Annotated in this window: 10 protein-coding genes; 1 reads left to right on the top strand and 9 read right to left on the bottom strand. The window is 41.3% G+C overall.

From position 1 onward, the window contains the following. Positions 1-25: 25 nt before the first annotated feature. The 7 genes from PQO05_RS06805 to PQO05_RS06775 all read right to left on the bottom strand — a co-directional run bounded on the left by PQO05_RS06805 (position 26) and on the right by PQO05_RS06775 (position 8,962). Entirely contained in the window at positions 26-3,253 is a 3,228-nt protein-coding gene (locus PQO05_RS06805; protein WP_273631949.1) for a hypothetical protein, read from the bottom strand. Between the two features lie 27 nt (positions 3,254-3,280). Then, the gene (locus tag PQO05_RS06800; RefSeq protein ID WP_273631948.1) at positions 3,281-4,822 is read right to left on the bottom strand and encodes a hypothetical protein; all 1,542 of its coding nucleotides are present in this window, start codon (positions 4,820-4,822) and stop codon (positions 3,281-3,283) included. Between the two features lie 14 nt (positions 4,823-4,836). Beyond that, the gene (locus PQO05_RS06795; RefSeq protein WP_273631947.1) at positions 4,837-5,832 is read right to left on the bottom strand and encodes a hypothetical protein; all 996 of its coding nucleotides are present in this window, start codon (positions 5,830-5,832) and stop codon (positions 4,837-4,839) included. Between the two features lie 15 nt (positions 5,833-5,847). Beyond that, on the bottom strand, positions 5,848-6,561 hold the full coding sequence (locus PQO05_RS06790) for a tail fiber protein (protein ID WP_273631946.1): 714 nt from the start codon (positions 6,559-6,561) through the stop codon (positions 5,848-5,850). A gap of 29 nt (positions 6,562-6,590) precedes the next feature. Continuing rightward, a complete protein-coding gene (locus PQO05_RS06785) occupies positions 6,591-7,490 on the bottom strand; it encodes a tail fiber protein (protein WP_273631945.1) in 900 nt (299 codons plus the stop codon). A gap of 116 nt (positions 7,491-7,606) precedes the next feature. Further along, positions 7,607-8,107, bottom strand: a complete 501-nt coding sequence (locus PQO05_RS06780; protein ID WP_273631944.1) for a hypothetical protein — start codon at positions 8,105-8,107, stop codon at positions 7,607-7,609. Positions 8,108-8,146: 39 nt separating this feature from the next. After that, positions 8,147-8,962, bottom strand: coding sequence for a hypothetical protein (locus tag PQO05_RS06775; RefSeq protein WP_273631943.1), 816 nt, complete (start codon positions 8,960-8,962; stop codon positions 8,147-8,149). A gap of 54 nt (positions 8,963-9,016) precedes the next feature. Between PQO05_RS06775 and PQO05_RS26785 the strand changes: the two genes are divergently transcribed. Next, a complete protein-coding gene (locus PQO05_RS26785; protein ID WP_475582067.1) occupies positions 9,017-9,163 on the top strand; it encodes a topoisomerase DNA-binding C4 zinc finger domain-containing protein in 147 nt (48 codons plus the stop codon). 149 nt (positions 9,164-9,312) lie between these two features. On the opposite strand, the gene PQO05_RS06770 is transcribed toward PQO05_RS26785, so the two are convergent. Both PQO05_RS06770 and PQO05_RS06765 read right to left on the bottom strand, forming a co-directional pair. Further along, a complete protein-coding gene (locus tag PQO05_RS06770) occupies positions 9,313-9,738 on the bottom strand; it encodes a hypothetical protein (protein WP_273631942.1) in 426 nt (141 codons plus the stop codon). A gap of 1 nt (position 9,739) precedes the next feature. Further along, positions 9,740-13,147: a DUF6443 domain-containing protein gene (locus PQO05_RS06765; RefSeq protein WP_273631941.1), complete on the bottom strand. Its 3,408-nt coding sequence runs from the start codon at positions 13,145-13,147 to the stop codon at positions 9,740-9,742. Positions 13,148-13,150: the final 3 nt, after the last annotated feature.

Below are 13,150 nucleotides of genomic sequence, written 5' to 3'. Positions count from 1 at the left end.
TGATTTGATAGGTGATCGCTTAGGTTTATTGGTTCTGATAATGGTAATCGACGTGTTTCACGATGTTGCCATCTTTATCCTTAATATTCATCAGGCGCAGGAAACTGTCATATTCGTAATAGGTTGGTATCCCTTTGGCATCGGTCGTCGAGGTCATACCGATTAAAGGTGCGTAGGTGTAGATTGTTACCTGTGCATTGGGCAAAGCTGTCCGCAAAACCGCCAGCTGATTTCTGATGGCTGCATCTGTACCGGGTGAACTATTTAGTCCATCAATTATACTTTGCCCCAGTGCATTAACTACGGCTTGATAAGTGGCATTTTTGATTTCTGCGACGGGGTATTGGTTGTTATATCCCCACAGATAAGTAATTGGAGGCCCCGACACCTGTGACAAACTAAGCACATTTCCAATTTTGTCATATCCTGTATAACTTAAGCGTGGCTCAGAGCTATTACCGAGTACCTGCGATTCTATCGATTGCGGCTTGATGTTCTGATTCGTCCACTGATTTGAATAGTTTGTTTTAGTCTTTTCCGTAAATGAGGTGTTTTTATAAGCAATATCTTCAATAACAGGACTAAGCATGTTGGCATTTACCATAAGTGTATAAATCCCTGTAGGGTCATTGCCGTTAGCTACCATTTCTGAAGGATAATTGTACACATGTTTTATCGAATTGCCGATACTATTAATAAGTGTAGAGGTGGTTAGTTGCCTATGTACATTATTATCATACGTCATATTGGTCACTGTAACGGTCGAATCATTTCTCGTATAGGTTACATCCCGCTCGACTGAGTTAACGAACCATGTTGATAAATTATCGTAGAACCGGAACCAAAAAATGGGGTACTCAGAGGTAACAAAAGGTAAACCAAATGCTTTCACACCCTTAATTGAATTTGTTTCTTTAATTTCATAATCATATTCCTTTTTGTTAACCGGATTACCCAAATTATCATACGCTATACTTCTGATTAATTTGCCATTACGTATATCTCCGATGGTCGGAATATTGGGATAGGCATCTTTTGACTCTTCAATATTATAATAGTAATATTCAGTTTTTCCACCTTCTCCATTATTACCTATTAATTCGGTAACTTTATCATAGCCGATTACTGTACCTGAAGCGGACAACCCGGGTTGGTCAATAGAACTTGAAGAACGTACCACATAGTGACCAAGATAAGTGCAGTCGCCATTTGATTGTCCATCTGAAGCGTCTTGTTGATAGTCATACAATGGATGTGATAGCAACCGCCCCGAAGAAACGTTTCCATTAATTCCTTTAGTATATTGAAGCCGCTTAATAATGCTGTTTCCTGCATTGTCATAACTAATAATAGATTTAACACGAATACCTCCACCAATTTTTTGTGTCACCGGCGTATAAGTGTTATAATTTAGTGTTGCGCTTGTCGTATAGCCTGGTATGTTTTTAACCGTCAACGTATAGTGTCCTACATCGAGCCCGAGCGTCTTTACCCCTACATTTTGCAATGTACCATCACTATTCGCATTATATAACCCTGGTACAGCTTGCCCGTCCTTGTATAGTGCTGCAAAAATGTCTGTGACACCATTTGGATTGCAGGGTGCACAATTATACTCATCATATACATACGCGATTGTGGCTATTTGTTTCTTAGTGATGTCAAATTCAACTGATTTATAAAGCGTATTCGGGTCATTATTACTTACCGAAGCAAATTGAGCCGATGGCATGAATGCTTCGTCACCTATTAAGTTTGAATAATCATGCAACTCGTAGTCGAAGTCAGTATGGCCGCCGGTAGGGTATTTAATAGAAGACAACACCCCCGATTTTATATAATTGCCGGAAAGCTCCGGCTCTCGGCTACCACCGTCAAGAACTAAAGAATTCAATGAAATCGGCAATGTTTCTAAAGGTAAGAGACTTTGGTTACCGGCATTGTTATAAAACCCCCAATGATCTATATCTTTCGTAAGCTTAGGAGGCAGCCACCCGCCATTATAATCAAAATAACTGAATACATAAGGCTTATTAACGTTTCCATTGGGGTCTGATTCGACCATAGACTCCAGCTTAAGCCGCTTTGTATTATCCAGATCTGAGAAATAGTTGTAATTAAAATGAAAGACTTTTAACGGCTGGCCTGCTGTATTCTTAAGTGTAATTGTGCTTAGTTTTACCGGTTGTTGGTTAGCATCGGGAAATTCAATATCGTCACGGATAGTCGTGCCAAATTCGAGACTTCCGTTTGCAAACGAGATTTTTTTCAAAAAAATATCGTGAATAAGCTGTTTAGATGCTCCATAAGTCTTGTAATTTCCGGGCAATTGTGAAGAAACCGTACACCCCCCGCCTGCAAAGGCTGTTAAAAAATATTGCTGCTCGGATTTGTTCAGCAAGCCAAAGCTTTCTGAGGTGCTATATTCGAACTGAACCTTTTCTGAAGTTGGTGAAACAATATAATCTAAGTACCATGCGTTCGCTGACCTATAAGTTGAAAAGTCATTAGCTAAGCCTCCTAAACCTGCCTGAGCGGTGAATTCAATTGAAGTGCCAGGTGCGAACCAATCCTCAGAAATCTCCTGTGTAGCAAAATGATATTGATATCCCTTTGCGTCTGTAACGATCCATTCACCATTTGAATAAATAAATTTTAGGTTATTTTTGGCATCCATATAGATTGGGCTGCCATCAGTACTCTTACCAAGAACAAACTTACCGGCAAACTCCCCGAAATTATAATTAAAAATATCCGGCTCTCCATCTGCGGAACCACCATACAACGTGTGAAAGAAAGTGTAATCAACTGAAGGATTCGTAGCATGGGATAAATCGTAACTATTATCTTCTGCGGATGGGGGCAGAGGTCCATTGTTGTAATAACCCATGTTATTAATTGCAAAGTCGTCCTTTCCTCTCACCGTACGTGTAATTACACCACCACAAGAAAGAGACCAGCCCAATCCTACCCAACTGGCTTCAGTAGCTGGCTTTGTACCCGACGCATTATAATTTAAGGCGATATTGAGATTATGATTTGCTGTTTTGATGTTATAGATCGGAATATTAATATTCGGCGTTCCGCTATAGTATCCTACCGGAAAATCTCCGTAGACACCTAACGATGCTGCGGTAGGAGAAGGAGGAATAAATTTCCCAGGCTGATATTTTTCCTGGGCATGCAGGCCATAGCCCCCTAATATCAAAACAGGAAACAATGCACCCTTGATAAGGCTTTTTAGTATATTCATAATTTAGGTTTAGATAAATTGATTCGTTTAATTGTGAGAGGAGTTCGTTAATTGGCCTTTTAATTGATTAATTAACTTTTGTTGCTCTTTAAATTTCATGCTGGCTTTCTCAGCATTAGCTTGAATAAGCCTTTTTTGTTCTTTTAATTGTTTTTCATTTTCAATTAGATACAACGTCAGCTCTTCAATCTTTTTCAAAAGCTTAGCGTTCATCTCCCCGAGGTTAATTCCTTCTTTAGCCACCTGTGCAGCGGATGGAATTTCGGGCAGGTGATGGTTTTGATCGATGTAGTTTTTTACGTCTTTTAGTGAAGCGAGATTATATTCTTTATCGAATACATAGTCAGGTGTTGGGACGTTGGGGTCAACTAGGACTTCAGTAGCATGTATAGTACCTTGCACCGCCAATTTAGCATCAGGATTAAGTGTTCCAACGCCAATCTGGCCAGTACCATCAATTACCAAGTCGTCTCCATAATTCCAGGTATAGCCTGTCCCGGTCTTTTTGTCGAACGCCCTCCTTGTTCCTATAATCATTTTACCTGTTGCATTCCCATTATCAGCATTTCCCGCTACTGTAATAATTCTTCCCTGCCCCCAAGGATTACTTCCATCGGTGTTAGCAGGAATTACAAATTCTAAAGTTGCACCACTTGTAGAATTTCGGCCTCCAGAATTTCCTTGTATAACCATATTTCCATTGTATACCCCGGTTGAATTTGAAGACGTTCCAGAATCGGAAATATGAAGCTTTGCCATTGGGACAGCAACTCCGACCCCAATATTTCCGGAAGTTGTTAGATTTGCATCAACATGTAAGCGAGAGAAATAGCTATTAGGCCCTCCTCCGTATGCCAACGGGCTTCGGGAGGAATTAGCACCTGCACTTTCTAAATAAAGCACATTTGAACCATCTGCTGCTAATCTAAACTGCGGTCCACCGGACCCATATCTGTGAAAAACGAGTGTAGGAGACAGGTTGCTTACGGTTGCATTGTTATTGACAATTTCTATACTATTAGTAGTAAGGGCTGCATTCGTCCAGGAGTAGCCACTCATATTGTTGTTTCCGTAACTAAACCATGCCTGGCCATTGATATTACCAGTTCCGGCTACATCCAATTTGTAATTTGGTATTGATGTACCAACTCCTATGTTGCCATTCTGCTTTATAATCATCTGGACATTATCGGTAGTGCTGCCATTGAAGGTGGTAAATTTGAAATCACCAGTTGAATTTCTTATACCAAAGATCAGACTACCTGTATTGGATGATTGGCCAATACGGAGAACCGCATCGCCTTGTTGTGCAATATCCGAATAGTAGTATGGCGATGTTGCCAAACCTGCCTGGAATGAGAAAGAACCCGCATCTAAAAGTAAGCCGGGGCCACTGGTCCCTTTTATAAGAACCCCTCCTCCGGTAGCGCCTCCGGCATCGACAGTTAATTTACTCGCAGGAGATGTGGTTCCAATACCAACATTTCCGGTATTAGGATCTGTCGTAATTTGTGCATAGGAGTAATTTATTGCCAAAACAGGCAAAATTAAAATCAGAAGTTTTTTCATGAAACTGTATAGAATTATTTTTTATTTGAAGAGCTTAACAAGTCTTCTATTTGTGTCTTCAATTGAGCAATTTGCCTTTGTCCATCGTTAATTTGATTTTGCTGAGAGATAAGTAACTTATCTTTCACTTTATCGCCTTGATCCTTTTCAATCAAATACAAAGTCAGCTCTTCAATTTTTTTCAACAGTTTCGCATTCATCTCCCCCAGACTGATACCGTCTTTAGCGACTTGTGCAGCGGATGGTATTTCGGGTAAGTGGTGATTTTTGTCGATATATGTTTTTACATCTTTTAGTGAAGCGAGATTGTAATCTTTGTCAAAAACATAATCAGGATGAGGAACCGCTTGATCTACCAAGACTTCGGTGGCGTGTATAGTACCATTGACGGTGAGTGTCGCATCAGGGCTCGGAGATCCGATACCTACGCGACCATTTCTGCTCACTGTCAAAATATTTTTATTATCCAGATTACCAACAGTAAAAAGCTGACTGGTATCAAACTCTGTAGACGTATAGCCAGCGGGGATAAATCCGGGTGTCCAGCTCTCCAAATTCCAGTCGCCATTCGCAAACGGATGAATCAGATAGGCATTGAAAGATGAATTGTTATTATTATGCGGGTTAACATAAACTTCTACAAACTGATCATTATAAGTACCCTGAGTTAAAATTCTAATCCTGGTAAAGGTTGGTGCTGCCCAATAGCTGTGACTTGTTATGGTAAAAGATGAACCCGAATTACCGCCACCATAGCTAACGCCCAATTCGAAACGCAATGTTGAGTGGTCGGCATCTTCCCGCAATTCGAAGGTCGCATTACCACGTATTAGCGCAGCGGTTAATCCAGAGCCAGGTATGGAAGCAATGCGGTACCACCCAGCCGGGCGTTGGCTGAAATCCCAATTATAAATGGAGGCAAGTTGTACTAAAGGTTTACCGTCAGGCGATGTTTGTGCTTTGCACACAATAGAGAGGCTTATAAATAAACCTAAAAAGAAGCTTTTCATTAAAATACTTGTAGATTATTGATTTTTGTTTGCTGTAGCTAACAGTTTCTTTACCTGATTTTCCAGTCTGTTAATTTGTTGCTGCTGCCTGTCATCTTTCTTGTCTTTTTCAATTAAATACAAAGTCAACTCTTCGATTTTCTTAAGCAACCTGGCATTCATCTCACCGAGGTTAATACCATCTTTGGCAACTTGCGCAGCAGACGGTATTTCAGGTAAGTGATGATTTTTATCTATGTAGCTTTTTACATCCTTCAGTGAAGATAATTCGTAGTCTTGGTCGAAAACATAATCAGGTGTTGGGACTGTCTGATCTACTAACACCTCGGTAGCATGGATGGTCCCATTTACAGTTAACTTCTGGTCCGGTATATTAGTACCGATGCCAACCTTTCCTGATGCCAACACGGCTATCTGTTCGTTGCCGCCTGAAAATAAATACAGGTTATTTGGCGTAAATAAGGTAAAATCGGTAGCAGCACCGCCTCTCTTGGCCCAAGCATAACTCCCTACACCACCTGCAAAATTTTGGCCGTCATATACGCGGAACGCGCCGTATTCGTTGACGGATATATTATCTATAGGGCCGTTAACCAAAAGCCTTCCATTCGTCGGAAAAGTCGTAGTGCCGATGCCCACACTACCGGTCTGAGGCCAAGGAAAAGTATTTTGTGCATAAGATAATGAACATGCCAATAAAGGCACAATTACCGAGAGAAGTTTCTTCATAAAATTGTGATACAAGTTATTTTTTTTTTTTAAGTGATCAACAAATCCTTCATTTGCATTTTCAATTGATCAATTTGTTGCTGCTGAGTAGTGTTTTTTGATTGCTCCGTACGCAGCTGATCATCCTTTTCAATCAAATACAAAGTCAACTCTTCAATCTTTTTCAAAAGCTTAGCATTCATCTCACCTATATTAATGCCATCTTTAGCTACCTGTGCAGCGGATGGTAATTCTGGTAAGTGATGATTTTGATCGATATAGTTTTTTACATCTTTAAGAGAGGTGAGATCATAGTCTTTGTCGAAGACATAATCAGGCTGAGGTACATTGGTGTCAACCAACACCTCTGTTGCATGAATAGTTCCCTTCACCGCTAACTTGGCATCAGGCTGGATGGTACCAATTCCCACATTTCCAGCGAAGTATGCGCCTCCGGTTTGATCGATGTATGATTTTTCGATCCCTGTTAGTCTAAAGGACGCTATTTTATAGATGGCTGGAACTGTACTCCGATTATCATTATCTATAATAAGACCACCAGCAATACTGTTGCCCGGCCAGGACCTCATTATAGTTAGTGGTTGTTGATAGGCCATTATCTGGGCGTTATTATAAAATAATGCGTTACCGCTATTGAAGCCTGTATTCCCGTCAGTGCGTGTGCTAAAATTCTGACTTGAAAGTGCATAAATAGATGTATAACCAGTTTGGCCGTTGTAAATAATAGAATAATTTCCCTGTGCATTTCCAACCACAAATCCCGTGGCGGAAGATGAAATTATTCTTTGGGAGCCTAAAACGTCCAGTGCTACTGTGGGATTAGTAGTTCCAATGCCGACGTTTCCGGTTGACGGCCAGGGAGAAGTGTTTTGGCCAAAAGTGATCTGAGCAAAGACAATAGCGACAAAAAAAAGGAATATTTTTTTCATGAATTGTGATAGGTTTAAGTAAAACTGAGCTAATATAAGTTGAGGAGATAATACTTAATACAATCGCTGAAAATTTAACCAGAAGATAATATTATTAATATATTGTAATGGTAGAATTATACCGTTTTAAGATTTTTGGAATTGTATGGTCGCAGATTTTTCCCTTTATAAGGCAGATAAAAGATTTGATAGCATTCACCAAGTTGCCATAAAAAACCATCCTGGAAACTATCGAAATCCTGTTTTAAAACAGTAAGCTTGTTGTAGTCCTCGCTCAGCCAGTTCAATAGATATTCATCCTGAAGGTTGTCAATCAGGTGGAAATGGAAATTTGTCGGCGTTATGGGTTCAATGACGAATAGAGACACTTTGTAATAGTGCTCACTGATATCTTTTCCATTGGTTTTGATAACCGGCTTAAGCTGATAGTAGTCTCCCTGGTCGCTTAATATAAAGCTGATCTCCAAATCGTCCATGGTGACCCTGGTAGGTTTCGCATCCGCCTTTCTCGGACGGTCACGGTAGCAGGAACTACTATGGGAATAGATACTTTTTAAATGCTGCTCAAACCGCAATTTAGGGATGGCCTTTCTCCAAAGTTCGAGCATCAACGGCATGTATCTTTCGTTTCTGCTGAGTATTCTCCTTTGACTTTATTATGTTCGACTGAAGTTGCAATTTTCAAACATACCGTTAGATATTTCATTCAATATGATCTGGTCATTGGACAGCTTTAAACCATGATTGAACTGCTTCTCTTTAACGAGGTAATAATCGTAATAACCAATATCGTCCCCGCTTTTAGTTGTAGTTCCTACAAAAGGGAGTAGACAAGGTAGGTGATTCTTATAAAACGAATACCGGTTATATAATAGCTGATAACCTAATACCTGGTGAGCGCCTTCTTTTCTTTTTGCTGATTGAGGGAGTTTGTGGTCGAAGACAATCACACTTTGTTTTTTTAAGCCCAGGTCGCGTCTATAAAGGTTACCGAAATCAGTTCGGGGCGATATATAGGCCTCAAGCCTTGTGATATCCATGTCCAAATATTTGCCCACGCCATTGCTGTCGGATTCAAACACCGGCCAATAATAACGTTCAAGCTTGCAGTTTTGCCCATAGGTTATATTACTAATTCCTTTATAAGCATGCCCACATAGAATAGCTCCCGGCATACCGCAATAGCAGGCCACATATAAAGTATCCTTTTCAATGCCTAAGTAGATTTGCTCAAAACGGATATCATTCTGCTGCATGACGAGCGTAAATATCCCGTCGCGGTAATCGGTGAAGATGAAGTGCATTCCATTTTTTTCTTTTGGAGGCTTTTTATAGGCGGGATAGTGTTTATTGAGGATGGCCTTATTCAGTAACAAATCATTGTTTTCTAAGAGTATCTTAACGAGGGGGACAAGTTTGAGAACGCTGAAGAACGTCGTGTGTTCTACGTAGCTATTACCCGCGCGAGGCATAAAAATTATCTTTTGTACGACACCCTTAACCCTAGTAAATTCCTAACGGAGTTAATGCAAGCCCCAACCATCGGCAACCCCGGTTTTCAGAAATGCCCAGAATGTCAAGGAATTCTGGTAAAAAGAAAAGGCCACCATAATGAATTTTACGGATGCTCTAATTATCCCCAATGTAACGGAACACGGCCTCTTTTGACCTAAGATTATAATATTTAAAGTAGTAGATGCTCTCGTTAGAGATTTTAAAGCAAAGAGATAGGAAATAGTCAAGCCCAGCACGATGGCTGGGCTTGACTTTAAATACTATTTGTTAAATGGCACGAGCGACACGCTCAAACTAGTAGTGGGTATCAACGCTTAGTTTTAATAAAGTATAGGCCTTTTATATTCTCAGCATAATACAAGTCCCTTATAGAGTCCCCCTCCAGACAAATTTGTGTTTTATCATCATAAGAAAAACAGTTAACCAAGAGCGAATTTTGAGGCAATAATATTTTAGCTCCAATATGTCTGTTTAACAAACTTGAATGGAGTTTAAACTCATAACTCGTGTTTACTTTAATTTTATAATGAGATTTAACGCTATTTTTTTTTGAAACTATCTTAAAAAGTGTATCATGACCTCTGGCATAAATCAAATAATAAGTATTTATCGAATCAATCTTATAGACTTTATAAGATGTAGCAACATTCTTGGCTGGATGTTTTACGCCTTCTCTCTTGGATGAAGCACAAGCAACGAGCGCTATAGATATTAAAATTAGAGTGTATTTCATATTATGGTATTGTCATGATTACAACTGGTGGTTTATTCGCTGGCTGAACGGAATACTCTGCTCGAACAGCACCTGGATAAGTAGGTGGTCCAACGATGTTTCCTTGTTTATCGTAGGCTTTCTCATATATCGGCCCTGCTTGAGGTGTTGCAGCTGCGTGCGCCGCTGGATAAACTGTCCCCGGTGATTTCGAATCCCCAGAAGAAACACCAGTTGCTTGTGATAACTTTGCACCTTGATATGATTCAGTAACCTCATGTAAAGTATTCGCGCCAGCTTTTCCATAAGGTGCATCTGCAGCACCAAGCACTGTTGGATTAATTTCCTGCTTTGTACTCACCGTCGCAGTTCCTCCCGGCGATGAGGCGGCCGTAACTGTATTGCCAGAAAATGCGCCACCAATAAATAAACTATTACTGGATGTAGTTTTATTATTAGTCGCATCTACATTAACTGTAACTGAATGGTCATCTATAGCCGCCATTAATTGCTTAGCATCGGCCCCAATTAACAAATCTGGAGCAGACTTTGTATAACTAACATTACCTTTAGCATCAGTCGACAACGTGAGTTGACCTTGTACTGATTTTTGCAATTCTTGTACAGCCTTTTGCTGAGCAGGCCCTTGAATATCAACATCAAGCATACCATCTGGATCAATAAAGCGAATAGAATTATTTTTTCCGTATACATAAGGACTAATCCGTCTCCCCATCTCCGCCAATGGATCTACGCTCGTCCATCTACCAATTACAGGGTCGTAGAAACGTGCACCGTAATCGTACTGGGTGAGTTCTTCCTGTAGTTCCTTCTTATTGTAAAGATATTCATTTTTAGGGCTGCTTACTATGCCTCTCGATATTTCTAACCCGAATGGATAGTAATCTTCCACTTGTTTGTTGGTACCATTCTGGTCAAAGTTTAAACGGGTATTGCCCAAATGGTCTGAAAGAGTGTATTCGTAAGCATAAGTGCCACCACTGTTAATCGCACGCCCTTCTTCCGTTTGTACAAACGTGATGGTATTGTTATCATACTGTATGCCATCAATATAATTGGTGGTATTAGTCCCGCTTACCTTTCTCAGCTTTCTGCCTGTAACGTCATAGGTATAGCTTAAGTTCTTGGTTGCAATGTTTGCCGGTAAGTTCAGCATGTTGTAGGTAATGGTATTACCCTGCCCGTCACTAGTGGCATTGCCATTGGCATCATAACCATAAGTCCTGAAGCTACTGCCATTATTGGTTACGGATGTTAACTGATTACCATTGTAATTATAGCCAAGTACATAATTACCCTGCCCGCTTCTGTTCAGGCTGGTGATATTACCCAAAGGGTCATAGCCGATGTTATTTTCAGTATAACCTTCACTGGATGTTCCTGCTGTTAAGCGGTTTAACGGGTCATACGTATAGTCATAATGTTTACCCAGATTGTTAGGTGTACCCCAATACTGGCTGCTAATATTACCATTCCATTGCGGTGCAGTTCCTGTATTATAGTTGAGCTGCATAGCAAACAGTGGAGCACTGCTACCTGTTAACCAGCCCCGTTCGTTGTACGTATAAGCTACCTGTTGTGCATTATTACCCAGGTGCTTGGTCATCAGTTGCCCAACCTCGTTATAATCTTCCTGGCTCAGTAACACATTGGCTCCGCCGTTCAGTTGTTCATTCGTCTGGGTTTTACGGCCCATGTGGTCGTAAGTGTAAGCTGTACCTACGGTTAATGCCGGGCTGCTGGTATTGGCCTGGGTGTAATGGTGCCTGGTCGTTTGGGTTACCTGGTCGTTAAAGTTATAACTGAAGGCCGTTTCATCATAATCACTGTTACTTGTGCCACCATTAAGGTAATGCTGCTGGTAGGTTTGTGCCTGCCTGCCTTTGCTATCGTAAAAGTGAACCGTCCATAACATGGGCCCAAAGGTGCCGTCGGGCAATAAGACAGCTGTTTTACTTGCCGTTAGTAAACCGGTTGGCTGTGTTAAAGTATTGCTTACCGTAGTATTATATGGGTTATTAGGATAATTATAGTTATCATAAAAGTTGAGTGTAAATACCCAGCTTAATGCCGGGTAACTGTTTAAGGTATACCCTAAGCCTGTACCGGTATATGTTTCATATTGCGCTGCGGCGTAAATGTTGGTTTGCAGTTGTGCCTGGGTTAATGCAGGTGTTGCCGTGTCTTTAAACAAACCGGTTAAGATCACACGGCCTAAAGCGTCGTACTTCGTCAGTATCCATTGCTTATTAGCCCGGTGGGTACCGTCTTGGGTAAGCACCAATTGATCAAGCTGGTTATACACCATGTATTCCCAGTCCTTGCCCGGGATCTTCTTTTGCACTAACCGGTTCCGTTCATCATAGTGGTAACCGTAGATGTAGTTTTGGAACACGCCATCGGTTTCGGCAAAACTGGTTGGGTAGGCACCAGGCATCTGCGGAATCACATACCGCAGGTTGTTCAGGTCGTCATACACATAACAGGTCGACTGGAAAGTATTGGTTCCTGATTGTACCTTTTTGCAAACTACGTGGTTTTCCTTGTCTTTGAACTCGATGCTTTGGTTACCGTTTTCATCGGTGGTAGTTGTTTTATACAACTGACTAGGGTCGTATGGACCAGTGCCTGTTGCCCCATTACCGTTACTGTTAACAACCCATAGTACTACTTCACCGGTAGCATTACTCCCATAGCTAACCTTTACCGTATGGCCTGCACTTGCTGTGGTATTGGGTGTACCAGCCGGTTGCCAGTCGTTACCCGGTGCGCCTTGTTCCAAAGTCCTGTTGAGTGGCGATGCTTCGAAAACAGTTGTGGCCGAAGGGATGGTAATCGTGGGCACCCCTGACGGCGGGGCATTATAAAAACTATTCTGACCGGTGGTCAATGCATCTGCTTTATAACTGCCATCATTACTGGCTGTGGTATAGGGCAGGTATTTGGTAGCCTCACGTCCAAACTGATCGTATGCTACCGGCTGTACCACATCGCGTGTGGCATTGGGGTTGCCTTTCACCTGTACCGTTTGTAGGGGCCTGCCCAGGCCGTCGATATATTGTACCGTCTGCATTACATCGCAGGTACTATAACCCGTATTGCCAGGAACGTAGCCAGGTATACGCGGAACTACTGTACTAACATAGTTCTGCGTTGTGCTTAATGCCAGATTGTTTAAAGGCAGGCAGTCGCCTACGGTATAAATATGCACCCGCTGACCGGCTCCCGGATTAATATGGGCATTGGTGATATGGATGGACCCGCTGCTATAGTATTCGCCCGATGATATGGTACCGGTCATTGAACCGTTTACATTGGTTTGGGCATGCACGGCAAGTCCTGCGAATAATAACAGTGATAAAGCAAAATATCGCCGCTTTATCCTGTTTAAAATATGTTGTGTTTTCAATTG

Source organism: Mucilaginibacter jinjuensis (assembly GCF_028596025.1).
Lineage (GTDB): Bacteria > Bacteroidota > Bacteroidia > Sphingobacteriales > Sphingobacteriaceae > Mucilaginibacter > Mucilaginibacter jinjuensis.
This window is presented reverse-complemented; position numbering and strand designations above follow the sequence as displayed.

Excerpts from the sequence above, each read along its gene's own strand:
- PQO05_RS06805 (WP_273631949.1), bottom strand. The coding sequence starts at position 3,253 with ATGAATATACTAAAAAGCCTTATCAAGGGTGCATTGTTTCCTGTTTTG.
- PQO05_RS06800 (WP_273631948.1), bottom strand. The coding sequence starts at position 4,822 with ATGAAAAAACTTCTGATTTTAATTTTGCCTGTTTTGGCAATAAATTAC.
- PQO05_RS06795 (WP_273631947.1), bottom strand. The coding sequence starts at position 5,832 with ATGAAAAGCTTCTTTTTAGGTTTATTTATAAGCCTCTCTATTGTGTGC.
- PQO05_RS06790 (WP_273631946.1), bottom strand. The coding sequence starts at position 6,561 with ATGAAGAAACTTCTCTCGGTAATTGTGCCTTTATTGGCATGTTCATTA.
- PQO05_RS06785 (WP_273631945.1), bottom strand. The coding sequence starts at position 7,490 with ATGAAAAAAATATTCCTTTTTTTTGTCGCTATTGTCTTTGCTCAGATC.
- PQO05_RS06780 (WP_273631944.1), bottom strand. The coding sequence starts at position 8,107 with ATGCCGTTGATGCTCGAACTTTGGAGAAAGGCCATCCCTAAATTGCGG.
- PQO05_RS06775 (WP_273631943.1), bottom strand. The coding sequence starts at position 8,962 with ATGCCTCGCGCGGGTAATAGCTACGTAGAACACACGACGTTCTTCAGC.
- PQO05_RS26785 (WP_475582067.1), top strand. The coding sequence starts at position 9,017 with ATGCAAGCCCCAACCATCGGCAACCCCGGTTTTCAGAAATGCCCAGAA.
- PQO05_RS06770 (WP_273631942.1), bottom strand. The coding sequence starts at position 9,738 with ATGAAATACACTCTAATTTTAATATCTATAGCGCTCGTTGCTTGTGCT.